Here is a 26,994-nt window from a genome sequence, read left to right on the forward strand (position 1 = left end):
TCCCTCATTGCCATGATCGATGGTAAGCACCCAAAGTGGTCTGGCTGCCTTCGGACAAACCGGCCAACACCCGGCGCCATTCCTCCTTGACCCGAAAACTGCCCGGCGAGCCACGATGGGCATCCAGCGCCGCACGCCAGACACGGGTGACTTGTTCGACATACGCCGGGCTGCGTTGCCGGCCCTCGATTTTGACCGCCTCGACGCCGATGGCCGTCAATTCCGGCAGCAAGTCCAAGGTGTCGAGGCTGGTGGGTTCTTCCAGCGCATGAAAGCGTTTGCCGCCGACCAGGAAACGGCCTTTGCACAGGGTCGGGTAACCGGCGGGTTCCTCAGGGGTGTAACGGTCTATCAGCACTTCACTGAGCCGTGCACTCAAGCCGTCGGCGTCTTCGCTCCAGCGCACCGCTTTGGCCGGCGAACAGACGCCACAGAGGTTCGGCGACTCACCGGTAATGTACGAAGACAGATGGCAACGCCCTTCAGCCATGATGCACAAGCTGCCGAAGCCAAAGACTTCGATGGGCACCGGGCTGCTTGCAGCGACCTGGCGCACCTGCGCCAACGACAACACCCGAGGCAGTACCGCGCGACGAATTCCGTAGCGTTGCGCATAAAACTCCAGGGCCGCGGCATGGGTCGCCGAGCCCTGCACCGACAGGTGCAGCGCCAGTTGCGGATGCCGCTGGCTGGCGTAGTTGAGTACGCCGGGGTCGGCGGCGATCAGCGCATCCACACCAAAATCGGCGGCGCGATCAACCGCGCGCTGCCAGCGTTCCCAGCCCTTGGGTTGCGGGTAGGTGTTGACCGCGACGTAGAGTTTGCGTTGGTGCTGGCGGATGTGGGCGACCGCCGCGTCGAATTGTTTGTCGTCCATGTTCAGCCCTGCAAAATGCCGGGCATTGGTGTCATCGCGAAAACCGACATAAACGGCATCGGCGCCTTGGCGCACCGCCGCTTTCAGCGCAGGCAGGTTGCCTGCCGGACAGACCAGTTGCATGGGTAATCCTCATGGAAAAACGCGTCTGGACCCTCCCTCGATGCTCGTGGTACAGCGATCGAAGAAGGCGCTGCCAGTCTAGCGAGACCGGCAGGCACGGCCTTGACGGCAATCAATTGCGATTAATGCATCAGGTCGGCGAAGGACAGGAACATCACGTTGTCGTGCTTGAGCACTTGCTGCTCGCACTCGATCACCGCCAGGCCATCGGCCCAGCACGCGGCGGTCAACATCGCCGAGCTTTGCTGAGGGTGCAGCTCCACGCTCAACTGACCATCAGCACCGGGTGTCAGCCGTGCCCGCAGGTACTGCCGACGTTTGTTGCGCTGCAACCAATCGAACCCGGCGGGCACGGCCAGTGGCGCCGGCAACACATCGCTGACGCCCTGAGCCCTGAGCAGGAACGGGCGCACCACCACCAACGCGGTAATCAGCGCCGCCGAAGGATTGCCCGGCATGCCGATCCAAGGTTTGCCGGCGACTTCGCCGAAGGCCAGCGGCTTGCCCGGCTGAATGGCCAGCCGCCAGAAATCCAGGCTGCCGAGTTCCTCGATCGCTTGTTTGAGGTGATCTTCCTCACCCACCGAGACGCCACCGGAACTCAACAACAGGTCGCATTCCGAAGACGCCAGGCTCAAGGCATGCCGGCTGGCGGCCAACTCATCGGCCATGACGCCATAGTCATGCACCTCGACCCCCCAACCGCTCAACAACGCGGCGAGGCAGTAGCGATTGCTGTTGTAAATCTGCCCGGGCGCCAATGAATCACCCGGTTCACGAAGTTCATTGCCACTGCTGAGCAAGCACACCTGCAACGGTCGATAGACCTCGACCCGCCCGATGCCAGCGCCAGCCAGCAACCCCACTTCTTGCGCACGCAGACGTTTGCCGGCCTGGATTAACAGGTCGCCGCGGCGAACCTCCTCACCTTCTTTGCGCACGTGATCGCCAGTACTGACGGGCGGGAACCACACGCGCTCGCCCTCGATCCGACAGCGCTCTTGCGGCACCACGGTGTCGGCGCCTGCAGGTAATGGAGCGCCGGTAAAAATCTGCACTGCTTGCTGCGCGAGCAACGGTGAGCACGCCGAATCCCCCGCTGCGATTCGTCCGCCAATCAACAACCAGCCACCCTCCGGTGGCAGGTCAGCGGCCCTGAGGGCATAACCGTCCATGGCGCTGTTGTCCCAGGCCGGCAGGTTGACGGGGGAATGAATGTCCGCCGCCAGCACCCGACCCAAGGCTTGATCCAGGTCGATCTTTTGCGCCAGGGGCGGCGGCGGTGCCTGGTCCAGCAAACGATTGATGGCCTCGTCCACCGGCATCAAGTGACCAAGGTCACACACCCGGCCGGTCATGAGCGGGTCTCGCAGGCGTCGACGACCCGTTGCCCTTGCGGTTTCAAATGGGGGGCGAAATTGCATGGGCCGGTGCGGCTGTCCAGCTGTTCGAGCAGGATCTGGTTCCAGGCCGTTCGACACGCGCCCGGCGAACCCGGAACGCAGCACACCAGCACGCCATTGCTCATCCCTGCCAATGCCCGTGACTGCAGGCTGGACATGCCGATTTCCGCAAGCGACACCTGACGGAACAGTTCACCGAAGCCTTCCACGTGTTTGTCCAGCAACGGCAAGACCGCTTGTGGTGTGTTGTCGCGCGCGGTGAAACCGGTGCCGCCGGTCATCAATACCACCTGCACCTTGGGGTCGGCGATCCAGTGGGAAACCTTGGCGCGGATCTGATAAATGTCGTCCTTGACCAGACCACGATCGATCAATACATGCCCGGCCGTTTGCAGCAAATCCGTGAGGGTCTGCCCCGAGGTGTCGGTGTCAAAGGTGCGCGTATCGCTGATGGTCAGTACGGCAATGTTCAGGGGTTCAAACGTGCGTTGCGCCAGATGGGCCATATCCAAGCCTTCCCGTAAATGAGGGTATGGGGCAAAGCCTGAACTGGAATGCCCGATGAGCCTATTCCTCCAAGGAGGTACCTCTACAGGGACATATGAAGAACGTGTAGGCCACACGATACCTGTGGGAGCGAGCCTGCTCGCGATAGCGGCTTGTCAGGCAACATTGATGTCGACTGACCCACTGCTATCGCGAGCAGGGCTCGCTCACACATTGTTCTCCATCGCTGCGTGTTCTGCGGGTTCAAGGTGCCAGGCGGTTGCGTTGCCATACGCCATCGCGCAACCGGTAATCGAGGCGGTCATGCAAGCGGTCGGCACGGCCTTGCCAGAATTCCAGGCGATCCGGCTGCAAGCAGTAGCCGCCCCAATGCTCGGGCCGCGGCACGGTCTGGCCGGCAAACCGTTGGGTGGTTTGTGTCAACAGCGATTCAAGCTCGGCCCGATTGGCCAATGGTCGGCTTTGCGGTGAGGCCCAGGCGCCCAGGCGACTGTCCTGTGAGCGGGAATCGAAATACGCATCCGACAGCGTCGGGGCGAGCCTGGACACCTGACCCTCGATCCGCACCTGACGCTCCAGCCCCGGCCAAAAAAAGGTCATCGCAGCATACGGATTAGCAGCCAACTGCTGCCCCTTGTCGCTCTGGTAATGACCGAAAAACGTGAAGCCTTCATCACTAAAGCCCTTGAGCAGCAGGACCCGACAGTGCGGGCGACCTTCACTGTCGACAGTCGCCAACACCATGCTGTTGGCTTCGACAGGCGCGCGCTCGGTGTCGCGGGCCAGTTGCATCCACTGTCGGAACATGGCCAGCGGGTCGTCCAGCGCCGCCTCGTCTTGCAGGCCAAAAAGGGTGTAGTTGCGGCGCATCTGTGCCAGGGAAAGGGGCATGACGGTGATCTCCGAAAAGGTTCTGCCCAGCGTGCGAGACTTCGCGCAACAGCACCTTGATCACCATCAACACTGAGCATGCCCAGCCTTACTTCAGGCGTAACCGCCGCGCCAATTTGTGCAGGTTGCTGGGATCGATTTCCAGGATCCGCGCGGCGCTGGCCCAGTTATCCCCGGACAGGCTCAAGGCCTGGAGAATTTTCTTGCGCTGGTAATCGTCGACCGCTTCCCCCAGGGGCTGGAACGGCGCGTCAGCCGTTTCGTCCAGAGGACTTTCGACGACCACGCCCTGCCCGCCCATGGCACTGTCGAGGTCCAGAATCTCGGGTTCCAGCGTCATGATCAGGGTACGACTCGTGCCGCGGCTGAGCGTCTTCAACGCGGCTCGGCTGATCACATGTTCCAGCTCGCGCACGTTGCCCGGCCAGTTGTAAGTCAGCAGCGCGCGCTCGGCGGCCGGCGACAGACGCAAACCGCGCAAGCCAAGCCGCGCCCGATTCAGCTCAAGGAAGTGCCCGGCCAGCATCAACACATCGTTACCCCGCTCGCGCAACGGCGGAATCGGCACCGGATAGACCGAGAGCCGGTGATACAGATCCGCCCGAAACAAGCCATCGCGGATGCTGTCCGGCAGGTGCCGGTTAGTCGCGGCGATGATGCGCACATCGACGTGCAACGGCTTGTCGGCGCCGAGGCGCTGGATCTCGCCGTTCTGCAGGGTGCGCAGCAGTTTCGCCTGCACAGCCAACGGCAATTCACCGACTTCATCTAGAAACAGCGTGCCGCCGTTGGCCGCATCGAAACGCCCGGCACGGTCACTGGTGGCGCCGGAAAACGCGCCTTTGACATGGCCGAACAATTCACTTTCCGCCAGAGACTCCGGCAAAGCAGCGCAGTTGACCTGCACCAGCGGCTTATGACTGCGACGCGACAGACGATGCAAGCGCCGGGCGAACAGCTCTTTGCCGACGCCGGTCTCGCCCAGCAGCAACACCGGCAGCTCGGAATCGGCCAGTACATCCAGTTCATTGAGCAACTGGTGCAGCACTTCACTTTGCCCGAGGATTTCGCCTTCGTCCGCCGGTCTGCGTACGTCTTGAATATCGCTGCGGGACAAGCGCAGGCTGCGGTTTTCCTGTTCCAGTCGGGTGACTCGCACGGCGGCTTCGATCTGCAAGGTGCAGCGCTTGAGTTCTTCCCGCGCACGGCTGTCGAAGGTCCCGGCATGCAGCGCATCGAGGGTGATCGCCCCCCAGATCCGACCTTCCACATACAGACTCACGCCCATGCAGTCATGCACTGGCATCGGTTCGCCGGCGTGATTGTCGAGCAAGCCATCATAGGGATCCGGCAGCCGACTGTCGGGCTCGAACCAGGTGGGTTCGCGCGACGCCATGATCGCCGCCAGCCGCGGATGCTGAGCGATGACAAACCGGCGGCCCAACGCTTCATGCACCAGCCCCACCGTCGCGACCGGCCTGAGGCTGTCGTCATCCAGACGCAGCAATCCCACGGCGCCACTGTTGAAGTACTCGCGCAGGGTCTGGACCAAACGTTGCAACCGCACAGCATTCGGCAACTCGACGATCAGGTCGGCCGCCAGGCTTTCACGCAGCATGGTAGTTATTACCCTCTATGGTTGGATTCACCCTAAAGCGTCCGGGTGTCTATCACCACAACTAAAAATTAAGCCATATTTTTCAATATGTTAAATATGGCATGCCGGATGCAATGAGCCTGGGGAACCGTTGAAATCCAAACAAGGAACCCCTGATGAGCCTGACTCTATTGGAACAAAGCCTCGGCCAACTGGCGTGCGACATTCCCGGCGCCACACGGATTTTCCACACCTTTAAACTGGACTTCTGTTGTGGCGGGCATAAAAGCCTGCTTGAAGCGGCCGCTGGCAAAGGCCTCGATCCGGCCCTGATTGCCGATGCGCTGCACCGGCTGCAAGACACCGGCGAAACCCAGCACGACTGGCGCAACGAACCCTCGGAGCTGTTGATCGCCCATCTTCTGGCGCGCTACCACGCCCGCCATCGCGAACAACTGCCGGAACTGATTCGTCTGGCCCGCCGCGTCGAGCAGGTCCATGGTGCCCGCAGCAGTTGCCCCAACGGCCTGGCCGATCTCTTGACCGACATGCAACAAGAACTTGAAGGCCACATGCTCAAGGAAGAACAAGTGCTCTTCCCGATGCTGCAACAAGGCATCGGCCCTCAGGCCGCACCGCCGATCCAGGTGCTGCGCTTTGAACATGATCAACATGGCGAAGCATTGGAAAGGCTGCTTGCGCTGACCAACAACATCACCCCGCCGGCCAATGCCTGTAATACCTGGCGTGCCCTGTATCGCGGGCTGCTGGAGTTCCGTGATGACTTGATGCAACACATCCATCTGGAAAACAACGTGTTGTTCGTCAACGCACTTAAACCTCGCCATTGATCGATTGCGGGTCATACAAAACCAGTGACACAGCTTTCGCGAGCCAGCTCGCTCTCACAGGGGAACGGTATCCCAATGTGGGAGCGAGCCTGCTCGCGAATGGCGCCGTTACAGGGTTGCGGGTTCTCCAGCGCGATCAACCGTGCCAATAGAACATGGCCTTGGCCAGGATCACGATCAACACCATGTGCCCGAGGATGCTGCGGCGAATCCAAGTGGCGCGGGTCGTGGTCAGGCATGCACTTTTCAGCCAGTACGCCAGCAGAAAGTAATGGCCGATGATGCTCAGGGCCAGGATGATCTTCAGGCTCAGCAACGTACCAAAACTGCTCGCCAGCGGCTGACTCAATACACCCCGGTGTTGCCACGCCAGGCTGATACCGGCGGCATACAACAGCAACACCACGCCATGCAGCACCTTGCGCGAACGCACCGCAATCGCTTGATCGGCGCTCGTTTGCGCGCTAACGGCCACCTGCTGGCGGGCGTTGTGCCAGATCACCACCTCGAAAAACAGCGTGCCGATGAAGGCAATCGCCGCCAGCAAGTGGGTGACCAGTAAAAAGGGATACATCACCGGCAGCCTCCATCAGTTAGCGTGCTTAGCCCGGATGGCCGTCCACCCGGGACTGCAACAGCATCGGCCCATAGCGCCAGGCGTATAGCGCAAACGCCAGCACCCAACACAGACCGGCCAGCCACAACGCCGGCAAGGGGAAAAACAGGATCAACACGACCCGGCTCAGACAGGCCAGGTTGAGCAGAATGAACGCCAGGGTCATGCCCGACGGCGGCTCCAGCGCGCGGCCGGTATGCCCCAGGCTGACCCGTGCAATCATCGCCAGCACCAGGCCGCCCATGGCGCCAATGGTCAGGCAATGCACCGCCAGACTCGGATTGATCGGCACACCGAAATGCCACAGCGCCATCCCGAGACAGGCCACCGCCAGCCAGGCATAAGCCAGGTACAACGACCACAACAACGGCACATGCCAGAGGGCGCGATCATGCCAGCGCACCAGGCGCACCAGATGCCCAGCGGCCAACACCGCGAACAACAGGCCCACCCAGAAATCGGGGGCAAGCGCAGGTCCCGCGGCATAGAGCAACGCTACCAGCGGTGAGCCAATCAGCAGCAGCCAATCCAGCCACGGCCAAGGGGTTACGCCCTCGACCTTGCCGAGGCCGCGCTGGATGAAGAACGGAATGACGCGCCCACCGATCAAACCCATCATTGCCGCCACCAGCCACATACCCGTCAACACGCCTTGACGCTGCCAGCCTTCATGACCTTCGACCAGACCATACAGGGACAACCCATCGGCCGCTGCTAACAGCAGCAACACCACCGCAATGGGGTAGTTACGTTTCTGCCGCACCTTCCACAAGGTGAATCCCATGAGCGCAGCCACCGCCAGCGGGAACGCCAGTTCCAGCACCGCAAGCACCGGCAACGGTGCATTGACCAGCCAGGCCACGCGCGCCAACAACCACAGCAGCGCCAGCATGGCCAGTGGTTGCCCGCTGATGCCGGGGCGACCGGTCCAGGTCTGCACCGCCGTCAGCAGAAAGCCGGCGATGATCGCCAAGCCGAATCCGAACAGCAATTCGTGTCGATGCCAGTTCAGCCAGCCACCCGCCGGCTGCCAGCCGGAAAGCTCACCACTGAAGGCGAACAGCCAGAGCGGAATGACCAACACCGCCAGCAGGCAGCCGGCGAGGAAAAACGGCCGAAAGGCCAAACGCAACAGCGGCGCGATAGCCATCGCTTTACGGCGGTCAAGCACTTGCATAAAGCTACTCCTTTACCTTGCTGCTGACCTGACGCCAACCCACACGCGTCGAGGCAAGTCCGGGGGCAATCATCGGGTATTGACGATTAATTGCCTTTGTCGCAGATCAAGTGTGCAAGGGCCGTGCCCTGATGTTCATTCGCCCGCTGTGGTGAGAGAACCCGCGCCCCTGCGGGACCGGGCCAGGGTAGAAATGACCATCAAAGGGTTATTTGAACCCTAAACCCCGTGGTCGTTTTTACCCTCCTATCTGGCAACCCCACTAAACAAAGGACTCCAGGGATGGCCCGCGTCTTGCTCAATGGTTCAAAATTAAGGAAAACCTGATCCTTCTCGATCCCAGGAGTCGTCATGAAAAAAGTCATCCAGCCATTGGCCTGGTTTGTGGTGCTGACCTCGGTGCTGGCGTTGGCCAGCGGTGTCTCGCTGGGCCTCGTTTGACTTGATCGCCATCCCCTCTTCAAACTTCAGGATGAATTCTTATGGTGCTTCATCGCGTCCATCACCAGATTCTGCGCAGTCATCACTTGTTCGAGCCGTTGAACGAAGAACAGCTGGATGAGTTGATGAGTACCAGCCATTTGCTGAGCATCGACAAAGGCGAACCGTTGTTCCGTCAGGGCGAGCCGGCAGACTCGTTCTATTTCGTGATTGCCGGCGCGGTGAAAATCTATCGCCTGACGCCCGACGGGCAGGAGAAAGTGTTTGAGGTCATTGGTGACCGGCAAACCTTCGCCGAAGCGATGATGCTGATGGACACCCCGAACTATGTGGCCTCGGCCGAAGCGATCTGCCCCACTCAGCTCTATCGGTTATCCAACAGCACCTATATGCGCCTGCTGCAAAGTAACAGCCGACTGACCTTTGCGCTGCTCGGCAAGCTGTGCGTTCGCTTGCATCAACGGGTCAACGAAATCGAAACCCTGTCACTGAAAAACGCCACCCACCGGGTCGTGCGTTATCTGCTGACGCAACTGGTGCGCCAGCAAACCGTTGGCAGCCAATTCGAATTGCCAATGGCCAAGCAACTGATTGCCGGGCACCTGTCGATCCAGCCGGAAACCTTTTCGCGGATTATCCGTCGCCTGATCGATGAAAACATCATCACCCAGGACGGCCGCCAGATCGCCATTCTCGATCGTCTGCGCCTGGAGCAGTTTGAGTGAGTGCCATGCCCGTCTGCTTGTATTGCCAACGCGCCAACCCCGCACAAGAAACCGAGTGCCGCCAGTGCGGCATGCCCTTGCCAGTATTGGCCGCACACGCGGCGCAACGTCGGCTGCGCCGATTCACGTGGTTCTGCATTGGCCTGACGATCTTCTGCGTGACGATGTTTTTCTGGCTGCCACGCGGCATCAGTTGATGCTGCGTACCCCCCTCAAGGTTGGGTCAACTGGCGGTACAGCTGCGGCAATCGCAGGGGTAATTGCTCGGGCTGACGGATCAAGGTGTAGCCATTGGCGCCGAACATGTAAGGCAGGTAATCCCCGGCCTCGCGATCAATCGTGATGCAGAACGGCGTCAACCCCTTGCGCCGCGCCTCCAGCACCGCTTCGCGGGTGTCTTCAACGCCGTAACGTCCCTCGTACAAGTCCAGATCGTTCGGTTTGCCATCCGTGAGCAATAGCAACAGTTTGCTGCGGCGCTTGCTCTTGCCCAGCAGTTGGGTGGCCTGGCGGATGGCGGCGCCCATGCGCGTGTAATAACCCGGTTTGAGCCCTTGAATACGCCCGCGGGTGTTGTCGTCATAACGCTGGGTGAAAGACTTGAGTTCCTGCATCCGCACTTGATGACGGCGCAACGAGGAAAACCCGTACAAGGCGAAATCATCACCGAGCACCGACAGGGTCTCACCGAACAGCAGCAAGCTGTCGCGGATGACATCAATCACCCGATGCTCATCGTTCAGGTGCGCGTCGGTGGACATCGACACATCGGCCAGCAACAGGCACGCCAGGTCACGGCGTGTCTGCCGTTGTTCCATGAACAAACCGCGTTCCGCACACTGGCCATGCTCGCGTTCAACGTGAAAATCCAGCCAGGCCTGCATATCCAGTTCAGACCCTTGGGGTTGCTGGCGTAACCATTGGCGGTCATTGCGCAGGTGCTCGAACTGGCGCCGCAGACGGTGCGCCGAAGCTTTCAGCCGTGGCGGCAGTGGCTGCGCCTCGCAGTCCCGGGGCACCATCATTTGCAGATTGACGAAGGCGTCTTGCATCTGCTGTTTGCGATAGTCCCACTCCGGCAACTTGATGCCCTCGCCCAGGGGAATATCGTCGACATCGGCCGGCGGTAAATCCAGGTGCAGCTTGAGGCCGCCGCCCTTGCGCAGACGGGTGCGCGACAGGCTCAACTCGTCGAGGTCCTCGGCGACTTTGGCCGCGTCCGGGTCCTCGCTGTCGTCCGACCAGCGATCCAGGTCCACGTGTTCGGTCCAGCTGAACAGGTTCTCCAGACGCACGATCAACAACCCGCCGTCACGGGTGCTTTCATCTATCCGCTTGGCGCGTTTGCTTGCGCCCTTTTGCTCACCGGGCGGGGTCGTCAACGATTCTTCGGACTCCTCCCCCAGGTCGGCAGCCTGAGGGCTCGCGAGGTTTCGCGGCGGGTACAACCACAGCGGCAGCGGCCACGCGGCCCGTTCGCTGCGGGGAAAATGTTCGACACTGCCGGGCTCGCGCAGCGCCTGGCATAACGCCCGTTCCAGGGCCGCTTCGCCGCTACTCAATGTGGCCGGATCCGGGCGCAATTGCAGGTGAGCATCGACCAGACGTTTGTACCGGGCACGCAACGCGGGATAACGCCCTAACAGCAGTTGCGTCCAGCGTTGATTGTCCCGTCCCCAGTGCCGCATCTGGCCGGCCTGTGCCGCCAGCAAGGCGAGCCAACGATAGAGTTCTTCGTTCAGTGCGACTTCGGGAAACACCGCGAGACTCGACGGTAGACGAAGGTTGCTCGCATCGCACCACGCCAGGGGCACTTGCTTGCAGGTGCCGGCGATCTGCTGCAACACGTTGCGCCGCAACAGCAGATCGCGGTCGCTGGCGGCTTCGACACCGATGCCACTGGCGCCGCCCATGGCGCGAAACAGCAGCGCCAGCGGACGTTGCTGGCTGGCCAGTTCAACGCGTGCTTCGGGGAAGTCCGGGCTGGCGCGCCGGGTGATGAAGCGATGCCAGACGCTGCCGACCCACTCTTCCAGTTCGACGGTAAAGGCCATGATCATTGCCCTTTTTGTAAAGCAAAAAAACGGCCCGCTGTATCAGCCGGGCCGACCTTTTCTAACCTTGACAGCAGCTCATGAAGGCACCACGGCCGCCGGGGCGCGCAAGGCTGCGCGGGCACGTTGCTTGAAGCTGAACAGATAACAGAGCAGTCCCGCAAGGAAACCAAGACCGGCCCCAAAACGGGCCCAGAACAGCACCTGCAGTTGTTCGACCGTGGCCATGAAGGGCAACGCAACACCATCGACCTGCCAGCGTTGCAGGTAGACCTGAACGACACCGGCTGCGGTGAGGAACAGCGTGATCATCACCATCGACAGGGTCATCAACCAAAAGCCCCAGATTTCGAAGGTCTGCGAGCGCTCATCGCCTGCTTCACCCAACCCGCGCAGTCGTGGCATGGCGTAGCTGATCAAGGTCATCACGATCATCGCGTAAGCACCGTAGAAAGCCAGGTGGCCGTGCGCCGCCGTCAGTTGCGAACCGTGGGTGTAGAAGTTGACCGGAGCCAGGGTATGCAAGAAGCCCCAGACGCCAGCACCGAAGAACGCTGTGACGACGGTTCCCTTGGCCCACAGGGTGGCGGCGCGGTTCGGGTGTTGCCGGCGGCGGTTCTTCACCATGCTGAAGGCGAAGATCACCATGGCCAGGAACGGCAGCGGTTCGAGTGCCGAGAAGATTGAACCGACCCACAACCAGACCTCAGGCGCACCAATCCAGAAGAAGTGGTGACCGGTGCCGATGATCCCGGTAATCAGCGCCATGGCGATGATCACATACAGCCATTTCTCCACGACTTCCCGGTCTACCCCGGTGATCTTGATCAGGACAAACGCGAGCATCGAACCCATGATCAGTTCCCACACGCCTTCCACCCAAAGATGCACCACCCACCACCAGTAGAACTTGTCGCGGGCCAGGTTGCCGGGGTTATAGAAGGAGAACAGGAAGAACACCGCGAGCCCGATCAACCCGGTCATCATCACCATGCTGACGGTGGTCTTGCGACCTTTGAGCAGGGTCATGCCGATGTTGTAGAGGAAGCCCAGGCACACCACCACAATGCCCATCTTGGTGATGGTCGGTTGCTCCAGGAACTCCCGGCCCATGGTCGGCAGCAATTCGTTGTGGGTCAGCCTGGCCAGGCCGGCATACGGCACCAGCAGATAGCCCAGGATCGTCAGCACACCCGCGGCGGCGAAGACCCAGAACAGGATGATCGCCAGCTTCGGACTGTGCAGTTCGCGGTCGGCCTCTTCCGGAATCAGGTAATAGGCAGCGCCCATGAACCCGAACAGCAGCCAGACAATCAGCAGGTTGGTGTGCACCATCCGCGCCACGTTGAAAGGAATGATCGGGAACAGAAAGTCCCCTATCACGTATTGCAGGCCCATGATCAATCCGAACAGCACCTGACCGAGAAACAGTATCAGGGCGAACACGAAGTAAGGTTTGGCCACGGCTTGCGAGGCAAATTTCAGATGCGGATTAGCAATGCTCATCGCTTAGCCCTCCTTGTTTGGCGGCCAGCCATTGGTGTTGATGTTCGAGCTCCATTTGAGGAACTCGGCGATGTCATCCACCTCCTGGTCACTCAACTTGAACTGCGGCATCGCGCGCCGGCCGGGTACACCCAGTGGCTGCATTTTCATCCAGGCATGCAGAAAGGGTTTGAAGCCCGCTTCCCCACCGCGCCGCTGGAACACGTTGCCCAGCTCAGGCGCAAAGTAGGCGCCCTCGCCCAGCAGCGTGTGGCAGCCGATGCAATTGTTTTGCTCCCAGACCAACTTTCCGCGCACCACGGATTCGGTGAGCTGCGCCTCATTGCTGCGGGCCGGAAAGGTCTGTTCCGTGTGATAGGTCAAGGCCAGGAATATCAGGAAGAAGAAGATGCTTCCCCCGAAATAGATATTCCTGGCCATGCCTTTGGTGAAGGTCTCTGACATGGTCGCTTCCTCTTTGCTTGGCCCGTCCATGATAGGAAGCGAAGGGTTAGAACCTGCTTGATGGCGATCAAGAAAGTCAGATGGTTTTGGTCGGGTATTACTGACAACGCAGATCGAATGTGGGAGCGAGCCTGCTCGCGAAGGCAGAGTGTCAGTCAACTTGGATGTTGAATGTGACGGCTCCTTCGCGAGCAGGCTCGCTCCCACGTTGAAAGTCGGGCTGTTTTACGGGCTGTATTCCTTCAGCGGACCACCTCCAGCGTCAGGCCTACAACCGCCGCCAACACCAGCGCCCAGCTCAACATCAACCGGCGCCACAGTCGCGGTGCGTGGCGCATCTCCATGAAGCCATCGGTGATCAGCCACGCCTTGCCCACCGCCACCAGCAAGATGGCCATCGACAGCAGCGATGTCGCGCCAAAGTGGGCCAACGCCACCGTGCACACACTTAACGTGGCAAGCGCCGCCCAACAGACGAGCAATACCCTGGAAACAGACATGAGAACCTCGTCAACTCAGCACGTAGACCAGCGGAAACAGCATGACCCAGATCAGATCGACCATGTGCCAATAGAGCACGCCGGATTCAAACCCGCTGCGCTTGCTGGCGTCGTACAAGCCACGGCGACAGCGCTCCGCGAGCCACCCGAGAATGACCATGCCGAGCAGTACGTGGAGAAAATGAAAACCGGTGAGGATCCAGTAGAGGGTGAAAAAGGTGTTGTGCTCCATGCCCAGCCCCGAGGCGAGCAAGTGCCGATATTCCGTGAGTTTCAGCACCACGTAGACACTGGCGGCGAGTAACGCCATCAGCAGGAAGACCGCACCGTGACGCGGCCGCGAGCGCCTGACTTGCTCCTGCGCCAGCGCGGCGAACAGCCCCGCAGTGAGCAGGCTCAGGGTCATCGCCAACCCGGTTGAGGTGTTCAGCAACAGGCGGCTTTCACTGAACATCTGCGGTTTGAGCGCTTGGGTCACGGCGAACGCCAGGATCAGGATGGCGAACACCGACAGCTCGGCCAGAATGAAAAACCACATCGCCAGATCGCCCGGCAAGTGACGGCGAAAGACGCCCGTGGACTCAGCCGAAGTGGACATCGACCACGTCCATCAGCGCGGCAACGGTCAACGGATCGTCGCTCAGCGGCTCGGCCAGGCAGGCCATGCAGGCCTCACGCGGGCTCATGCCGGAGCGGATCATGCGCGCGGTAAAGATCAGCAGCCGCGTTGAGGCGACCTCTTCCAGATCATGTTGATCGAGCCGGCGCAGCGCCTGGCCCAACCGCACCACTTGCGCCGCCAGCGCGGTGTCCACCTGGGCTTCCCGGGCCACGATACGTTCTTCGTCGGCCACCGGTGGATAGCCGAAACGCATCGCCACGAAACGTTGGCGGGTGCTGGGTTTCATGCCTTTGAGCAGGTTCTGGTAACCGGGGTTGTAGGAGACCACCAGCATGAAGGACGGCGGCGCCTTCAGCACTTCGCCGGTGCGTTCCAGGAACAGTTCACGACGATCATCGGCCAATGGATGCAACACCACCACGGTGTCCTGACGCGCCTCGACCACTTCGTCGAGGTAACAGATGCCGCCTTCACGCACCGCGCGGGTCAGCGGTCCGTCCTGCCACCAGGTGCCCTGGGCACCGATCAGGTGGCGGCCGATCAGGTCGGCCGCGCTCAGATCGTCATGGCAAGCCACGGTGTACAGCGGCAGTTTCAGCCGATGAGCCATGTGCTGGACAAAGCGGGTCTTGCCGCATCCCGTCGGGCCTTTGATCAGCACCGGCATGCCGTGTCGCCAGGCTTGCTCGAACAGCGCCTCCTCATTGTTGAGCGGTTGATAGAAGGGTTCGCAAGACGGGTTACGGTCCATGGGCTGCCTGTTCCAAAAGCGGATTCAAGGAACACGCTACGGGCCCCTGCGACAACCTGGCAAGTGAGATGGCCGGCAAACTTGATCGTCGTCAAGCGAACATTGGCCTGCTCGGGCATAGCCTTGCACGGCACTAAGAACCTGCGTTCTGCGCTGCCGTTTCAGCACATCGCAAAGGTCTTGCCTGAGGAGAAATGGAATGCTGATCAGCAATAGAAAAACGTTTGCCCTGACCCGCGCTGCATTGTGTTCGTCACTGGCCCTGGCGGTGGGTCATGCCGCCAGCGCTGAAGAGCCCGCCGCAGCGGTGGCCAACCTGCCCATGGTTAAAACCGCTGGCGCTCCCGACATGAGCCAGGCCGAGTTCGACTCATCCAAGGAAATCTACTTCCAGCGCTGCGCAGGCTGCCACGGCGTTTTGCGCAAAGGGGCCACGGGCAAACCGCTGACGCCGGACATTACCCAAAGCCGCGGGCAACCGTATCTGGAAGCCTTGATTACCTACGGGTCACCGGCGGGCATGCCGAACTGGGGGACGTCCAATGCACTGACCAAGGATCAGATCACGGTCATGGCCAAGTTCATTCAGCACACGCCGCCGACGCCACCGGAATGGGGCATGGCCGAGACGCTGAAAACCTGGAAAGTGTTGGTCAAACCCGAAGATCGTCCGAAGAAGCAGCTGAGCAAACTCAACCTGCCGAACCTGTTTTCGGTGACGTTGCGCGATGACGGCAAGATCGCCCTGATCGACGGTGACAGCAAGAAGATCGTCAAACTCATCGAGACCGGTTACGCGGTGCACATCTCGCGAATCTCTGCCTCAGGCCGCTACCTGCTGGTGATCGGTCGAGACGCCCGGATCGACATGATCGACCTGTGGCCGGTGGAGCCGACCAAGGTCGCCGAAGTCAAAGTGGGCATCGAGGCGCGCTCGGTCGAGACCTCCAAGTTCAAGGGCTACGAAGACAAATACACCATCGCCGGTTCTTATTGGCCGCCGCAGTTCACCATCATGGATGGCGAAACCCTGGAGCCGAAGCAGATCGTTTCGACCCGCGGCATGACCGTCGACAAACAGGAATATCACCCGGAGCCCCGGGTCGCGGCGATCATCGCCTCCCACGAATGGCCGGAGTTCATCGTCAACGTCAAGGAAACCGGCAAGGTCATGCTGGTCAATTACCAGGACATCAAAAACCTCACTGTCACCTACATCGATGCTGCGCCCTTCCTGCATGACGGCGGTTGGGACAGCACGCACCGCTACTTCATGACCGCCGCCAACAACTCCAACAAGGTCGCCGTGATCGACTCCAAGGAGCGCAAGTTGACCGCGCTGGTGGACGTCGGCAAAACCCCTCACCCGGGTCGCGGCGCCAACTTCAACCACCCGACCTATGGCCCGGTCTGGGCCACCAGCCATCTGGGTGATGACGGTATCTCGCTGATCGGCACCGACCCGACCAAACACCCGCAATACGCCTGGAAGCAGGTCGCCTCGCTCAAGGGTCAGGGCGGTGGATCGCTGTTCATCAAAACCCATCCCAACTCCCGTCATCTGTACGTCGATACCACCCTCAACCCGGATACAAAACTCAGCCAGTCAGTGGCGGTGTTCAACCTCGACAAACTCGACGCCGGCTACACCGTGCTGCCCATCGCTGAATACGCGGGCATCAAGCAAGGCGCCATGCGCGTCGTGCAACCGGAATACAACAAGGCCGGCGATGAAGTCTGGTTCTCCGTGTGGAGTGGCCAGGCAGACGAGTCGGCGCTGGTGGTGATCGACGACAAAACACTGAAGCTCAAGTCAGTCATCAAGGACAAGCGACTGATCACACCCACCGGAAAGTTCAACGTCTACAACACCCAACACGACATCTATTGAGCTCCATCAATGCAAGGAAACACCATGAAAAATACTCTGTTTTCACTGTTCGCCCTGACCGCTGCGCTGAGTGTGCAACCGGCCATGGCCCAAGACGCGCTGGAGCTGTTCAAGAGCAAACCCTGCGCAGCCTGTCATTCCATCGACACCAAGATTGTCGGCCCTGCGCTCAAGGATGTAGCGGCCAAGAACGCTGGCGTACCCGGAGCCGTGGACACCCTCGCGAGCCACATCAAGAACGGTACACAAGGCAACTGGGGGCCGATGCCCATGCCGGCCAACCCGGTGACTGAAGAAGAAGCGAAAACGCTCGCGACTTGGGTACTGACACTCAAATAACCGCCAGGAGGGCGTCTTGATGGTGTATCGACACGCTGTGATTCTGGCGGCCCTCCTCCTCATTTGCGCAACCGCGGTTGCGGCGCCGGACGCCCAGCGTCAGGCGCAACTCTCACACCTGCTGACCCAGGACTGCGGTGCCTGCCATGGGCTGCACCTGACTGGCGGGCTAGGCCCCGAACTGACGCGCGCAGCGCTGGCCGGCAAATCCAGGGACAGCCTGATTGCCACCGTCACCCAAGGCCGGCCCGGCACCGCGATGCCCGGTTGGGCCCCGTTGCTCAGCCCCGGCGACATCCGTTGGCTGGTCGATCTACTTCTCCAGGGATATCCCGCACCATGATCCGTTCAATCCTGCTGTCAGCGGCGACCGGGCTGTTGTTGTCCGCTTGCGTTCAGCCACCATTGCGTGGCACCGGCGACTTGGGCCTGGTCGTGGAGCGCGCCACCGCAAGCGTACAAATCATCGAAAGCGACACCCAAACCGCACTGGCCCGACTCGAGGGTTTGGGCGATCTGTCCCATGCCTCGGTGGTGTTCTCCCGTGACCAGCGCTACGCCTATGTGTTCGGGCGCGACGGCGGGTTGAGCAAAATCGACTTGCTGACCTGGCGTATCGACCATCGCGTCATCCAGGGCGGCAACAGCATTGGTGGCGCCATCAGTCAGGACGGCAAGCTGATCGCCGTGTCCAACTACGTGCCCGGCGGGGTCAAGGTCTTTGATGCCGAAACCCTTCAGCAGGTGGCCGATATTCCGGCCACGCCCCTGGCCGATGGCAGCAAGCGCTCCCGGGTGGTCGGCCTGGTCGACGCGCCGGGGCAACGTTTTGTCTTCAGCCTGTTCGATACCGGCGAGATCTGGACCGCCGATTTCAGTCAGGGCAGCACACCACAAATCAGCCGTTTCACCGGCATTGGTGAGCAACCCTACGATGCCTTGATCACCCCGGACGGACGCTATTACATGGCCGGCCTGTTCGGTGAAGACGGCATGGCGCAACTCGACCTCTGGCATCCAGAACGCGGCGTGCAGCGAGTACTCGGCGATTACGGACGCGGTCAGGCGAAACTCCCGGTCTACAAGATGCCGCACCTGGAAGGCTGGGCCGTCGCCGATAACCAGGCCTTCGTGCCCGCCGTCGGCCGGCATCAAGTGTTGGTGATGGATTCACGCACCTGGCAGCAGACCGCCGTGATTCCAGTGGCCGGCCAACCGGTGTTCGTCACGTCGCGCCCGGACGGTCGGCAGCTGTGGGTCAATTTCGCCTACCCGGACAACGATCGGGTTCAGGTCATCGACACCGAAACCCACGCCGTGGTCGCCGATCTGCGCCCCGGGCCAGCGGTGCTGCACATGGAATTCACCGCACGCGGCGACCAATTGTGGCTGTCATTACGCGACGGTGATCAGGTCCAGGTCTGGGATCCGTACCGCCTGAAGCTGCTGAGCACCCTGCCCGCCAGAGCACCGAGCGGCATCTTCTTCAGCAGTCGCGCGCAGAAAATGGGGTATTGAAATGGACCTTGAACGACTCAGCCGCCAACTCATCGACCGCTTTCAGCACGGCATGCCGCTGTGTCCGTCACCGTACAAGGAGATGGCCAGGATTCTCGGTTGCCGCGAATCCCAGGTGATGGCCTGCCTGGAAGAAATGGATCAGGCCGGCACCCTCTCACGCATCGGCCCGGTGTTCGAACACAGCCGCGCCGGGGCCAGCACCCTCGCCGCCCTCGCCGTGCCCGCTGACCGCCTGCAACAGGTGGCCGATCGCGTCAGTCAGTACCCGGAGGTCAATCACAACTACGCACGGGAGCATTTCTACAACCTGTGGTTTGTGCTGACCGGCCCTGATCGCCAACACATCGACCGCGTGCTCAAGGAACTGGAGGACGACACCGGCCTCATGCCGCTGGACCTGCCGATGTTGACCGCCTACCGCATCGACCTGGGCTTTGCCCTGGGAGAAAACTCATGACACCAGGATTGAACCCCAAACAAGCATTGGCGCTGCGCCGGCACCTCGAAGGCGGGTTGCCGCTGGTGTCGCGCCCGTATCAGGCTCTCGCCGAACGGCTCAACGCTGACGAAAACCAGGTACTCGAACAGATGCGCCAATGGAGCGAGCAAGGGCTGTTTCGCCGTATCGGCCTGGTGCTGCACCATCGCGCACTGGGTTTTACCGCCAACGCCATGCTGGTGCTGGATATTCCCGATGCGCTGATTGACGAAGTCGGCCAGCGCCTGGGGCGAGCGCCCGGCATCAACCTCTGCTATCAGCGGCCCCGGCGCCTGCCGCAGTGGCGGTACAACCTGTTTTGCATGGTGCACGGGCGTCAACGTGAGCAGGTTGAGGCGCAGATCCAGGCGTTGTTGGAGGAGCATCTACTGAGCGACCTGCCCCATCAATTACTGTTCAGCACCCAGGTCTTCAAACAGTGCGGCGGCCGTTTTGCGCCCTCGCGCACCGGAGTACCGACCCATGGATGACCTCGACCGCCGACTGATCAACCGTTTGCAATTGGGCTTGCCGCTGGTGCGCCACCCCTGGCGGGTATTGGCGGCCGAACTGCAGAGCAGCAGCACTGAACTGCTCGACCGATTGCACACCCTGCTCGCTGATGGCGTGCTCACACGCTTCGGCCCGATGTTCGACATTGAACGGCTGGGCGGCGCCTTCACCCTCGCCGCGTTGGCGGTGCCGGAAGAACGTTTCGATGACGTCGCCGAACAGCTCAATGGCCTGCCGGAAGTGGCGCACAACTACCGACGCGAACACGCCTGGAACATGTGGTTCGTGCTTGGCTGCGCGACCGAAGAAGGCATCGCCGAGACGCTGCAGCGCATCGAAACCCTGACCGGCCTGCCCCTGCTCAACCTGCCTAAGGAGGAGACTTACCATGTCGGTCTGTATTTCCCGGTCTGAAGACACCCTCGCCCAGCGTCTGATTGCGTTGACCCAGGCCGGTCTGCCGTTGCTGGATGACCCGTGGGCGTGGCTCGCCGAACAACTGGAATTAAGCATCGAATCCACCCTGGACCTACTTAAGCGCTTGCAGGCCGAGGGCGCGATTCGGCGCATTGCCGCCGTACCCAATCACTACCGACTGGGCTATCGCCACAACGGCATGACGGTCTGGGATGTGCGCGACACCGACATAACGCGCCTCGGCGCGCTGATCGGCGCGCAGCCTTTCGTCAGCCACTGCTATCGCCGCCCGCGCCGAACCGGATGGCGCTACAACCTGTTCGCCATGGTGCATGGCCGCAGCCGCGATGAGATCAACAGCTACCGCGAGCACCTGCGCTATTTGTTGGGCGAGGCCTCTGCTGCCGACGAAATGCTGGTGAGCAGCCGCATCCTGAAGAAAACCGGCTTGCGATTACCTGTCGTTTCGCACTGAACACGCCCTGACTCAAGGAGAGTTGCATGTTGAGGATCAGCCAATACCTGCGTGCGCTGGCAGGCCAGGCGCCTGCACCCAGAACCAGTCCACCGGGCAGTAACCGGGCGCCGGTGGTGATCTGGAACCTGCTCAGGCGCTGCAACCTGACCTGCAAACATTGCTACGCCACCTCGGCCGACAGTGTCTTTCGCGACGAACTGGATACGGCCGCCGCGCTGACCGTGATCGACGATTTGCATGATGCCGGGGTGAAGGTGTTGATACTTTCCGGTGGCGAACCGCTGTTGCGCGAGGATCTGTTTGTGCTCAGCGCCTACGCCCGCACCAAGGGTTTCTTTGTGGCCTTGTCCACCAACGGCACGCTGATCGATGAGCAGAACATTGCGCAGATCAGTGCGGCGAATTTCGATTACCTCGGCATCAGCATCGATGGACTGGAAGCCACCCATGACGCTTTCCGCCAACTCAAGGGCAGCTTCGCCCGCTCCATGCAGGCGATCCGGCTCTGTCGCGAACAAGGCATTCGCGTCGGGCTGCGCACTACCCTGACCCAGGAAAACCATCCGCAGTTACCCCAATTACTGGCGCTGATGCGCGAGTTCGACGTGCAGAAGTTTTATCTGTCGCACCTCAACTACAGCGGTCGCGGTAAACGCAGTCGCAAACTCGACGCGCACCAGCAGATGAGCCGCGAGGCCATGACGTTGATCTTTGAGCGAGCCTGGGAAGACATCCAACAGGGGCGCGACAGCGATTTTGTCAGCGGTAACAACGATGCCGATGCCATTCTGCTGCTGCAATGGGCAGCCCTGCGTATTCCCGAGCATTACCCACGCCTGGAAAACATGCTCCGCGCCTGGGGTGGCAACGCCTCCGGCAGCGGCATTGCCAATATCGACAACACCGGCGAAGTGCACCCGGACACCTACTGGTGGCAGCACTCGGTGGGCAATGCCCGCCGCACGCCGTTCCGCACGTTGTGGCTGGATCAGCCGGATGCCCTGCTGTTGCGCCTGCGTGAGCATCCCCGCGCCGTCGGTGGTCGTTGCGCGCAATGCCGCTGGTTGCCCATCTGCAACGGCAACACCCGCACGCGAGCCTGGGCCGAGGGTGATTTGTGGGGCCAGGACCCCGGCTGCCACCTCAGCGATGACGAAATCGGTGTTACGCCGTCAACGAACATCCCTTGCATCACCCACTGAATAGCCCGTCCGGCCAACCACCTGACAAAGGCTGGGGCCGGCCAACCTGATGAAGCACCAAGGACGTCCCATGCCTCCATCAATTGCTATACCGGCCACACTTGAGTCGCCGTTCCGGCCGGGCGAAGTTGCCCTGGTCGGCGCCGGCCCCGGCGATCCACGCCTGCTGACCCTGCGCGCCTGGAGCCTGTTGATGCAGGCCGACGCCGTGGTGTACGACCGGCTGATCAGCCCCGAACTGCTGAACTTGATTCCCCTGACCTGCGCTCGGCATTACGTCGGCAAGGCCAGTGGCTGCCACAGCCTGCCCCAGGAACAGATCAACGAGCTGCTGGCCGACCTCGCCGATCAAGGGCAACGCGTGGTCCGGCTCAAGGGCGGCGACCCGTTCATTTTCGGTCGCGGTGCCGAGGAGCTGGAGTACCTGCTGCAACGCGGCATTGATTGCCAGGTGGTGCCGGGAATCACCGCCGCTTCCGGCTGCAGCGCCTATGCAGGCATACCGTTGACCCACCGCGATCTGGTCAATTCCTGCCGGTTCATCACCGGCCATTTGCAACGCGATGGCGAGTTGTCGCTGCCCTGGAGCAGCCTCGCCGACAGTAGCCAGACGCTGGTGTTTTACATGGGCTTGTCGAACCTGGGGATCATCGCTCAACGCTTGATCGAAGCCGGGCTGTCGGCCGACACACCGGCGGCGCTGATCAGCAACGGCACGCGACCCGACCAGCACGTCGCCCGCGGCAAGCTGCACCAATTGCCGACCCTCGCGCTGGATTGTCCACCGGGTATTCCGACACTGACGGTAATCGGCTTAGTGGTCGATATGTTTGACGCAGAACAGCTGGAATACCCGGCGCGACTCTACCCGACCCAAGCCCTGCTACGTCGCGCCAAGGTGGCGATATGAGGCGCATCGTTCTTGCCCACCTGTTAGGGGTCAGTGCGGCCCAGGCCGGCGCAGCAGTGCCGGCACTTGAACACGCGGCGCAACTCTATCAGCAGCATTGCCAGAGCTGTCACGGTATCAACCGTCTCGGCGGCGCAGGGCCGGCGTTGTTGCCTGAGAGCCTCAGCCGGATCAAACCCAATGAAATTCGCAGCGTGATTCAAAACGGTCGCCCCGCGAGCCAGATGACCGGCTATGCCAACGTGTTCAGCCCCGCGCAGGTCGACGCGCTGGTGGATTACCTTCAGCAACCGCCCGCCACCCCGCCCACCTGGAGCAATGACGACATTCTCGGCAGTTACTCGATGCTCGCGGACCTGAGCAAACTGCCCTCCACGCCCCAGCACGGCGCCGACCCGCTGAACCTGTTTGTGGTGGTAGAAGCTGGCGACCATCACATCGACATCCTCGACGGTGACCGCTTTGAGGTGCTCGCGCGGTTCGCTTCGCACTTCGCCGTGCACGGCGGACCGAAGTTCTCGCCCGATGGGCGCTTCGTCTACTTCGCATCCCGTGACGGCTGGATCAGTCTGTATGACTTGCACAACCTGAAGCTGATCGCCGAGGTCCGCGCCGGCCTTAACACCCGCAACCTGGCGGTGAGCAAGGATGGACGCTGGGTGCTGGTGGGCAACTATTTGCCCGGCAACCTGGTGGTGCTCGATGCCCGCGATCTGTCGCTGGTCAAAACCATCCCGACCATCGGTCAGAACGGTACCGCGTCACGGGTCAGCGCGGTTTACTCCGCCCCGCCGCGCGACAGTTTCATCGTCGCACTCAAGGACGTGAAGGAAGTCTGGGAGCTGTCCTGGTCGGGCATACCGGATTTCGAACCCCGGCGGATTCCTGCCGGGGATTTTCTCGATGATTTTTCCTTTTCGCCGGACTACAAACAGCTGCTGGCCACGTCGCGCAAGGCCCAGGGCGGCCAGGTCATCGACCTCGACAGCGGCAAGGTGGTCGCCGACATACCGCTGCCGGGCATGCCGCATTTGGGGTCGGGGACCTATTGGAAACGCAACGGTGAGTGGGTGTTCGCCACGCCGAATATCAGCAAGGGACTGATCTCGGTCATCGACTTCAAGACCTGGAAACTGATCAAGGAAATTCCGACCCTGGGGCCCGGGTTTTTCATGCGCAGTCATGTCAACTCGCGGTACGCCTGGACTGACGTGTTCTTCGGGCCCGACAACGATGCGATCCACCTGATCGACAAACAGACGCTGGAGATTGCCCACACCTTACGCCCGATGCCCGGTAAAACCGCCGCTCATGTTGAGTTCACCCGGGATGGCCGTTTCCTGCTGTTGAGCATCTGGGCCACCGACGGTGCGCTGATTGTCTACGACAGCAACACCCTCCAGGAGATCAAACGCATTCCGATGAAATTGCCTGCGGCATAGGTATCTACACATCTTTTTTTACGGGTTGAGTGCTGTGGTTGTCGGGGGGCGCTGAGTACATATCCGTTGTTTGGGTCACGGCTGACATGGGTTCCGCCCTTACGGCGGGTCACTTTGGAAAAGCCCCAAAGTAACCAAAAGGGCTCTTGCCCCACCACTCGGCACCTCGCCTAGGCTCGGTGTGCCCTCACGCAGGCTTTGGACCGTGGGCCGCCGCCATGGGCCATCCTTAAGCATACGCATTCCCCTGTGGGAGATTCTATGTTTGGGGGGAACACCCAAACATAGAATTTGGCTTGTATTCGGTTTGGTTTTTCATCAGGGCAAACATCACTCTGGCCAGCTTGCGTGCCAGGATTACCAAGGCCTGAGTGCCTTTTAGACCTCTGGCCAGATAGCGTTCGTAGTACGGCTTCCAGGTCGGCGAACGGCTGGCAGCCATAGCGCTATTGTGAAACAAGCGCCGGAACTCCGAGTCCCCTCGTTTAGAGAGTCGGCGCTTTTGATCCTTTTGTCCTGACTGCCTCACACGCGGATCCATGCCGAGGAAGGCGACGTACTCGTCGCTGTTGGCAAATTCCCCACGCATAAAAGCAGTGGCCGCTGCGGTGGCCGTCAGGAGCCCTACGCCCTCGATGGCCTGGCAACGCTTCACCTGATCATCAATCCCACCTTCCTCAGCAATTTCCTTGAGCGTTTTCTGAATCATCTTTTCGAACTGGGCAATGGCGGCCAGAAGCTGGTTGAAGTGCTCTTTCAGCAAGGATTCGTTTTTCCAGCTCTGCTTGAGTGCAACACAGGCCCGGACCAACTGAGCCCGACGGCGAAGCAGGCTTTTCATTTGTGTGTAAGCCTTCGGTGGCGGATTCCAGATCCTCAATCTGTCGGATTCGCGGCTCAAGTAACGGGCCAGCAGTTCGGCATCCAACGTATCTGTTTTCGCCCTCATGCCTATTCCATCGTGGTATTTGTTGAGGCGACTGCCATCGATGACGTAAACGTCATGGCCCATTTCATGGGCCATTTCCGTTGTATCAAGGTGATAGATATTGGTCGCTTCTAGCGCGATAGCGCTGTGCGCTGGCAGCGTCTTGAGCCATTGCTTCAAGGTTGATCGCTTGTTCGCGATATTTAGGGTCTTTTCCAGGTCGGATCGATAGATAACGATCTCGTCCTTCGCCACATCCACACCGACGACCACCTGCGAATCCAGGATTGTCATGGCACACCCTCCGAGCTAGGGTTTAGATACTTGACGGGGTTCACCGTTGCGCTGGCTTGTTTCTATCGTCGGTCCGAGCCGATGCATTCCTTATCGGCGCATTAGGTGAAGGGGTGGGACGAAGTCTCCTGGGTCATTGCGGTGTTCTCTTGTTATGGGTAGACGCCAATGTCCGGCGGTTAAACGCGATCCATGTGGGATCGAGCCTGCTCGCGATGAGGGCGTGTCAGTCGATATTAACGTCGCTTGGCACACCGCCATCGCGAGCAAACTCGCTCCCACAGGGATTAGGTTTGACCCACGGGCCTTGGGGCNCGAGCAGGCTCGCTTCCACAGGAGTGAGGTTGGATCTGGATCTGGATCTGGCTTTTGATCTGGCTTTTGATCTTGATCTGCCCCGTCGGAAGGCCGAGCGGAGGTTCTGCGCAGTGGGCACCGCGGCAAGGATGCCGCGGTAGCCGCCCCCGGCCATGGATGGCCGATGGCGGCGGGCCCACGGAGCAGGACCGGAGCGAGGGCATGCCGAGCCACAGCGAGGCACCGGACGTCAGGGGCGAAAGCGCTTGGTTACTTGGCGCTCTTCCAAGTAACCCGCTGTAAGAGCGGAACCGTCAGTGGCCGTTACCGCAGAAATGGATATGCCCCCAAAAAGGGTTACAACAACGACAACGTGTAGTTAATGATGAACCGATTCTGATCCGCCGTAAACACCCCGAGCCCCCTGCGACAACTGAAAAACAATCACATTGGCCACCGCCGCCGCATCAAGAAAATGCCCCGGCAACAGACGTTTACCCAGGGTGTCGGCGACGTCGCCGAGTTCCCCCTCGCTCAACCCCAGGTTGTCCCACATCGCGGTGGCGGTCGGTCCCGGCGAGACCAGATTGATGCGCACATCAAAATTCGCGAACTCCACCGCAAGCGTGCGCGCCTGAGCCGCGAGTGCGGCCTTGCTGGCAATGCAAGCGGCCAACCCGGGAAAGCTCGAGCCGGTCAGGAAGCTCCCGACAAATACTACCGAAGCCGGGCTCGCCAATTCCCCGCGTAACGCCGCCAGGGTGTTCAACGCCCCAGCGCCGTTGACCGCCCACTGACGCTGGAAGGCCTGCATATCCAGGCTGTCGGCCATTTCGGCGACACCCGCGTTAGGCACCAAATAGTCCACGGGGCCCATCGCCGCAGCGCGCTCGGCCAGTTCGCTCAGGTCTTGCTGACTTGTGACGTCCCCGGCAAACCACTGCAACCGCTCGCCGTAGATCTGCTGCAAGGCCGGCAATTCACCGAGGGTCCGTGACATCGCCAGCACCTTGACCCCGCGCGGTAACAGCGCGGCGCACAGCGCAAGGCCGATCCCGGAGCTGGCACCTGTGACCACCGCCAAACGATCTTGAAACTCGGTTTTCATCATTTTCTCCTGGGCATCACGGATGCCAGCACTGGGGACGTAGCGAGCCCTATCTTTGAGCAGGAGACGAAAAAACGACTTGACGGCGATC

The 26,994-nt window shown here is 60.9% G+C and carries 29 protein-coding genes; 14 read left to right on the forward strand and 15 right to left on the reverse strand.

Going from position 1 to position 26,994, the window contains the following annotated elements:
- Positions 1–4 precede the first annotated feature (4 nt).
- From ubiU to norR, 5 genes are all read right to left on the reverse strand, one after another.
- On the reverse strand, positions 5–1,000 hold the full coding sequence (ubiU, locus tag B7L09_RS01835; RefSeq protein WP_010460211.1) for a ubiquinone anaerobic biosynthesis protein UbiU: 996 nt from the start codon (positions 998–1,000) through the stop codon (positions 5–7).
- A 122-nt stretch (positions 1,001–1,122) separates the two neighbouring features.
- On the reverse strand, positions 1,123–2,358 hold the full coding sequence (locus B7L09_RS01840) for a molybdopterin molybdotransferase MoeA (protein WP_010460208.1): 1,236 nt from the start codon (positions 2,356–2,358) through the stop codon (positions 1,123–1,125).
- A complete protein-coding gene (gene moaB, locus B7L09_RS01845) occupies positions 2,355–2,909 on the reverse strand; it encodes a molybdenum cofactor biosynthesis protein B (RefSeq protein WP_010460206.1) in 555 nt (184 codons plus the stop codon). The genes B7L09_RS01840 and moaB overlap by 4 nt, the downstream gene beginning before the upstream one ends.
- Before the next feature lie 244 nt (positions 2,910–3,153).
- Positions 3,154–3,801, reverse strand: coding sequence for a pyridoxamine 5'-phosphate oxidase (gene pdxH, locus B7L09_RS01850; RefSeq protein ID WP_010460203.1), 648 nt, complete (start codon positions 3,799–3,801; stop codon positions 3,154–3,156).
- A gap of 88 nt (positions 3,802–3,889) precedes the next feature.
- Positions 3,890–5,419 carry a nitric oxide reductase transcriptional regulator NorR gene (norR, locus tag B7L09_RS01855; protein ID WP_010460201.1) on the reverse strand — a complete coding sequence of 510 codons (1,530 nt, stop codon included), beginning with the start codon at positions 5,417–5,419 and terminating at the stop codon, positions 3,890–3,892.
- A 155-nt stretch (positions 5,420–5,574) separates the two neighbouring features.
- On the opposite strand from norR, the gene ytfE reads away from it, so the two are divergent.
- Positions 5,575–6,249, forward strand: coding sequence for an iron-sulfur cluster repair protein YtfE (gene ytfE / locus B7L09_RS01860; protein ID WP_010460199.1), 675 nt, complete (start codon positions 5,575–5,577; stop codon positions 6,247–6,249).
- A gap of 136 nt (positions 6,250–6,385) precedes the next feature.
- Here ytfE and B7L09_RS01865 read toward each other — a convergent pair whose 3' ends face one another.
- Both B7L09_RS01865 and B7L09_RS01870 read right to left on the reverse strand, forming a co-directional pair.
- Positions 6,386–6,823: a CopD family copper resistance protein gene (locus B7L09_RS01865; RefSeq protein ID WP_010460197.1), complete on the reverse strand. Its 438-nt coding sequence runs from the start codon at positions 6,821–6,823 to the stop codon at positions 6,386–6,388.
- 28 nt (positions 6,824–6,851) lie between these two features.
- Positions 6,852–8,042, reverse strand: coding sequence for an NnrS family protein (locus B7L09_RS01870; protein ID WP_010460195.1), 1,191 nt, complete (start codon positions 8,040–8,042; stop codon positions 6,852–6,854).
- 482 nt (positions 8,043–8,524) lie between these two features.
- Between B7L09_RS01870 and B7L09_RS01875 the strand changes: the two genes are divergently transcribed.
- Both B7L09_RS01875 and B7L09_RS01880 read left to right on the forward strand, forming a co-directional pair.
- Complete coding sequence (locus tag B7L09_RS01875) at positions 8,525–9,208, forward strand: Crp/Fnr family transcriptional regulator (RefSeq protein ID WP_010460193.1); 684 nt, start codon at positions 8,525–8,527, stop codon at positions 9,206–9,208.
- A complete protein-coding gene (locus tag B7L09_RS01880; RefSeq protein WP_010460191.1) occupies positions 9,205–9,405 on the forward strand; it encodes a hypothetical protein in 201 nt (66 codons plus the stop codon). Before B7L09_RS01875 ends, B7L09_RS01880 begins: the two co-directional genes overlap by 4 nt.
- A 15-nt stretch (positions 9,406–9,420) precedes the next feature.
- On the opposite strand, the gene B7L09_RS01885 is transcribed toward B7L09_RS01880, so the two are convergent.
- From B7L09_RS01885 to B7L09_RS01910, 6 genes are all read right to left on the reverse strand, one after another.
- On the reverse strand, positions 9,421–11,262 hold the full coding sequence (locus tag B7L09_RS01885; RefSeq protein ID WP_042932810.1) for a nitric oxide reductase activation protein NorD: 1,842 nt from the start codon (positions 11,260–11,262) through the stop codon (positions 9,421–9,423).
- A 78-nt stretch (positions 11,263–11,340) separates the two neighbouring features.
- Positions 11,341–12,768, reverse strand: coding sequence for a cbb3-type cytochrome c oxidase subunit I (locus B7L09_RS01890; protein ID WP_010460186.1), 1,428 nt, complete (start codon positions 12,766–12,768; stop codon positions 11,341–11,343).
- A gap of 3 nt (positions 12,769–12,771) precedes the next feature.
- Entirely contained in the window at positions 12,772–13,212 is a 441-nt protein-coding gene (locus B7L09_RS01895) for a c-type cytochrome (protein WP_010460184.1), read from the reverse strand.
- 242 nt (positions 13,213–13,454) lie between these two features.
- Positions 13,455–13,712, reverse strand: coding sequence for a cytochrome C oxidase subunit IV family protein (locus B7L09_RS01900; RefSeq protein ID WP_042932080.1), 258 nt, complete (start codon positions 13,710–13,712; stop codon positions 13,455–13,457).
- A 10-nt stretch (positions 13,713–13,722) separates the two neighbouring features.
- Complete coding sequence (locus B7L09_RS01905) at positions 13,723–14,310, reverse strand: cytochrome c oxidase subunit 3 family protein (protein WP_042932082.1); 588 nt, start codon at positions 14,308–14,310, stop codon at positions 13,723–13,725.
- Entirely contained in the window at positions 14,294–15,085 is a 792-nt protein-coding gene (locus B7L09_RS01910; protein WP_010460176.1) for a CbbQ/NirQ/NorQ/GpvN family protein, read from the reverse strand. Before B7L09_RS01910 ends, B7L09_RS01905 begins: the two co-directional genes overlap by 17 nt.
- A gap of 199 nt (positions 15,086–15,284) precedes the next feature.
- Between B7L09_RS01910 and B7L09_RS01915 the strand changes: the two genes are divergently transcribed.
- The 11 genes from B7L09_RS01915 to B7L09_RS01965 all read left to right on the forward strand — a co-directional run bounded on the left by B7L09_RS01915 (position 15,285) and on the right by B7L09_RS01965 (position 24,276).
- Positions 15,285–16,976: a nitrite reductase gene (locus tag B7L09_RS01915; RefSeq protein WP_010460174.1), complete on the forward strand. Its 1,692-nt coding sequence runs from the start codon at positions 15,285–15,287 to the stop codon at positions 16,974–16,976.
- A 24-nt stretch (positions 16,977–17,000) separates the two neighbouring features.
- Positions 17,001–17,315 (forward strand): c-type cytochrome, encoded by a 315-nt coding sequence (locus tag B7L09_RS01920; protein ID WP_042932083.1) that lies wholly within the window; start codon positions 17,001–17,003, stop codon positions 17,313–17,315.
- A 19-nt stretch (positions 17,316–17,334) separates the two neighbouring features.
- Positions 17,335–17,658: a c-type cytochrome gene (locus B7L09_RS01925; RefSeq protein WP_010460170.1), complete on the forward strand. Its 324-nt coding sequence runs from the start codon at positions 17,335–17,337 to the stop codon at positions 17,656–17,658.
- Positions 17,655–18,833, forward strand: coding sequence for a cytochrome D1 domain-containing protein (locus B7L09_RS01930; RefSeq protein WP_010460168.1), 1,179 nt, complete (start codon positions 17,655–17,657; stop codon positions 18,831–18,833). The genes B7L09_RS01925 and B7L09_RS01930 overlap by 4 nt, the downstream gene beginning before the upstream one ends.
- Position 18,834: 1 nt before the next feature.
- Complete coding sequence (locus B7L09_RS01935; RefSeq protein WP_010460166.1) at positions 18,835–19,293, forward strand: Lrp/AsnC family transcriptional regulator; 459 nt, start codon at positions 18,835–18,837, stop codon at positions 19,291–19,293.
- Positions 19,290–19,805 (forward strand): siroheme decarboxylase subunit beta, encoded by a 516-nt coding sequence (gene ahbB, locus B7L09_RS01940; RefSeq protein ID WP_010460165.1) that lies wholly within the window; start codon positions 19,290–19,292, stop codon positions 19,803–19,805. Before B7L09_RS01935 ends, ahbB (B7L09_RS01940) begins: the two co-directional genes overlap by 4 nt.
- A complete protein-coding gene (locus B7L09_RS01945; protein ID WP_010460162.1) occupies positions 19,798–20,241 on the forward strand; it encodes an Lrp/AsnC family transcriptional regulator in 444 nt (147 codons plus the stop codon). The genes ahbB (B7L09_RS01940) and B7L09_RS01945 overlap by 8 nt, the downstream gene beginning before the upstream one ends.
- Complete coding sequence (ahbB, locus tag B7L09_RS01950; RefSeq protein ID WP_010460160.1) at positions 20,216–20,719, forward strand: siroheme decarboxylase subunit beta; 504 nt, start codon at positions 20,216–20,218, stop codon at positions 20,717–20,719. The genes B7L09_RS01945 and ahbB (B7L09_RS01950) overlap by 26 nt, the downstream gene beginning before the upstream one ends.
- 26 nt (positions 20,720–20,745) lie before the next feature.
- The gene (gene nirJ / locus B7L09_RS01955; protein ID WP_010460158.1) at positions 20,746–21,924 is read left to right on the forward strand and encodes a heme d1 biosynthesis radical SAM protein NirJ; all 1,179 of its coding nucleotides are present in this window, start codon (positions 20,746–20,748) and stop codon (positions 21,922–21,924) included.
- 70 nt (positions 21,925–21,994) lie between these two features.
- A complete protein-coding gene (gene cobA / locus B7L09_RS01960; protein WP_010460156.1) occupies positions 21,995–22,834 on the forward strand; it encodes a uroporphyrinogen-III C-methyltransferase in 840 nt (279 codons plus the stop codon).
- On the forward strand, positions 22,831–24,276 hold the full coding sequence (locus B7L09_RS01965; protein ID WP_094467492.1) for a nitrite reductase: 1,446 nt from the start codon (positions 22,831–22,833) through the stop codon (positions 24,274–24,276). Before cobA ends, B7L09_RS01965 begins: the two co-directional genes overlap by 4 nt.
- A gap of 259 nt (positions 24,277–24,535) precedes the next feature.
- Here the strand turns inward: B7L09_RS01965 and B7L09_RS01970 are convergent, their stop codons facing one another.
- Both B7L09_RS01970 and B7L09_RS01975 read right to left on the reverse strand, forming a co-directional pair.
- Positions 24,536–25,498 (reverse strand): IS110 family transposase, encoded by a 963-nt coding sequence (locus tag B7L09_RS01970; protein WP_010460152.1) that lies wholly within the window; start codon positions 25,496–25,498, stop codon positions 24,536–24,538.
- A 676-nt stretch (positions 25,499–26,174) separates the two neighbouring features.
- A complete protein-coding gene (locus B7L09_RS01975; protein ID WP_094467493.1) occupies positions 26,175–26,903 on the reverse strand; it encodes an SDR family NAD(P)-dependent oxidoreductase in 729 nt (242 codons plus the stop codon).
- Positions 26,904–26,994: the final 91 nt, after the last annotated feature.

It is taken from the genome of Pseudomonas mandelii (assembly GCF_002251635.1).
Classification (GTDB): domain Bacteria; phylum Pseudomonadota; class Gammaproteobacteria; order Pseudomonadales; family Pseudomonadaceae; genus Aquipseudomonas; species Aquipseudomonas mandelii_B.

What these genes read in the sequence shown, in the direction of transcription:
- ubiU (WP_010460211.1), bottom strand. Translation starts at nt 1,000, where the DNA reads ATGCAACTGGTCTGTCCGGCAGGCAACCTGCCTGCGCTGAAAGCGGCG.
- B7L09_RS01840 (WP_010460208.1), bottom strand. Translation starts at nt 2,358, where the DNA reads ATGACCGGCCGGGTGTGTGACCTTGGTCACTTGATGCCGGTGGACGAG.
- moaB (WP_010460206.1), bottom strand. Translation starts at nt 2,909, where the DNA reads ATGGCCCATCTGGCGCAACGCACGTTTGAACCCCTGAACATTGCCGTA.
- pdxH (WP_010460203.1), bottom strand. Translation starts at nt 3,801, where the DNA reads ATGCCCCTTTCCCTGGCACAGATGCGCCGCAACTACACCCTTTTTGGC.
- norR (WP_010460201.1), bottom strand. Translation starts at nt 5,419, where the DNA reads ATGCTGCGTGAAAGCCTGGCGGCCGACCTGATCGTCGAGTTGCCGAAT.
- ytfE (WP_010460199.1), top strand. Translation starts at nt 5,575, where the DNA reads ATGAGCCTGACTCTATTGGAACAAAGCCTCGGCCAACTGGCGTGCGAC.
- B7L09_RS01865 (WP_010460197.1), bottom strand. Translation starts at nt 6,823, where the DNA reads ATGTATCCCTTTTTACTGGTCACCCACTTGCTGGCGGCGATTGCCTTC.
- B7L09_RS01870 (WP_010460195.1), bottom strand. Translation starts at nt 8,042, where the DNA reads ATGCAAGTGCTTGACCGCCGTAAAGCGATGGCTATCGCGCCGCTGTTG.
- B7L09_RS01875 (WP_010460193.1), top strand. Translation starts at nt 8,525, where the DNA reads ATGGTGCTTCATCGCGTCCATCACCAGATTCTGCGCAGTCATCACTTG.
- B7L09_RS01885 (WP_042932810.1), bottom strand. Translation starts at nt 11,262, where the DNA reads ATGGCCTTTACCGTCGAACTGGAAGAGTGGGTCGGCAGCGTCTGGCAT.
- B7L09_RS01890 (WP_010460186.1), bottom strand. Translation starts at nt 12,768, where the DNA reads ATGAGCATTGCTAATCCGCATCTGAAATTTGCCTCGCAAGCCGTGGCC.
- B7L09_RS01895 (WP_010460184.1), bottom strand. Translation starts at nt 13,212, where the DNA reads ATGTCAGAGACCTTCACCAAAGGCATGGCCAGGAATATCTATTTCGGG.
- B7L09_RS01900 (WP_042932080.1), bottom strand. Translation starts at nt 13,712, where the DNA reads ATGTCTGTTTCCAGGGTATTGCTCGTCTGTTGGGCGGCGCTTGCCACG.
- B7L09_RS01905 (WP_042932082.1), bottom strand. Translation starts at nt 14,310, where the DNA reads ATGTCCACTTCGGCTGAGTCCACGGGCGTCTTTCGCCGTCACTTGCCG.
- B7L09_RS01910 (WP_010460176.1), bottom strand. Translation starts at nt 15,085, where the DNA reads ATGGACCGTAACCCGTCTTGCGAACCCTTCTATCAACCGCTCAACAAT.
- B7L09_RS01915 (WP_010460174.1), top strand. Translation starts at nt 15,285, where the DNA reads ATGCTGATCAGCAATAGAAAAACGTTTGCCCTGACCCGCGCTGCATTG.
- B7L09_RS01920 (WP_042932083.1), top strand. Translation starts at nt 17,001, where the DNA reads ATGAAAAATACTCTGTTTTCACTGTTCGCCCTGACCGCTGCGCTGAGT.
- B7L09_RS01925 (WP_010460170.1), top strand. Translation starts at nt 17,335, where the DNA reads ATGGTGTATCGACACGCTGTGATTCTGGCGGCCCTCCTCCTCATTTGC.
- B7L09_RS01930 (WP_010460168.1), top strand. Translation starts at nt 17,655, where the DNA reads ATGATCCGTTCAATCCTGCTGTCAGCGGCGACCGGGCTGTTGTTGTCC.
- B7L09_RS01935 (WP_010460166.1), top strand. Translation starts at nt 18,835, where the DNA reads ATGGACCTTGAACGACTCAGCCGCCAACTCATCGACCGCTTTCAGCAC.
- ahbB (WP_010460165.1), top strand. Translation starts at nt 19,290, where the DNA reads ATGACACCAGGATTGAACCCCAAACAAGCATTGGCGCTGCGCCGGCAC.
- B7L09_RS01945 (WP_010460162.1), top strand. Translation starts at nt 19,798, where the DNA reads ATGGATGACCTCGACCGCCGACTGATCAACCGTTTGCAATTGGGCTTG.
- ahbB (WP_010460160.1), top strand. Translation starts at nt 20,216, where the DNA reads ATGTCGGTCTGTATTTCCCGGTCTGAAGACACCCTCGCCCAGCGTCTG.
- nirJ (WP_010460158.1), top strand. Translation starts at nt 20,746, where the DNA reads ATGTTGAGGATCAGCCAATACCTGCGTGCGCTGGCAGGCCAGGCGCCT.
- cobA (WP_010460156.1), top strand. Translation starts at nt 21,995, where the DNA reads ATGCCTCCATCAATTGCTATACCGGCCACACTTGAGTCGCCGTTCCGG.
- B7L09_RS01965 (WP_094467492.1), top strand. Translation starts at nt 22,831, where the DNA reads ATGAGGCGCATCGTTCTTGCCCACCTGTTAGGGGTCAGTGCGGCCCAG.
- B7L09_RS01970 (WP_010460152.1), bottom strand. Translation starts at nt 25,498, where the DNA reads ATGACAATCCTGGATTCGCAGGTGGTCGTCGGTGTGGATGTGGCGAAG.
- B7L09_RS01975 (WP_094467493.1), bottom strand. Translation starts at nt 26,903, where the DNA reads ATGAAAACCGAGTTTCAAGATCGTTTGGCGGTGGTCACAGGTGCCAGC.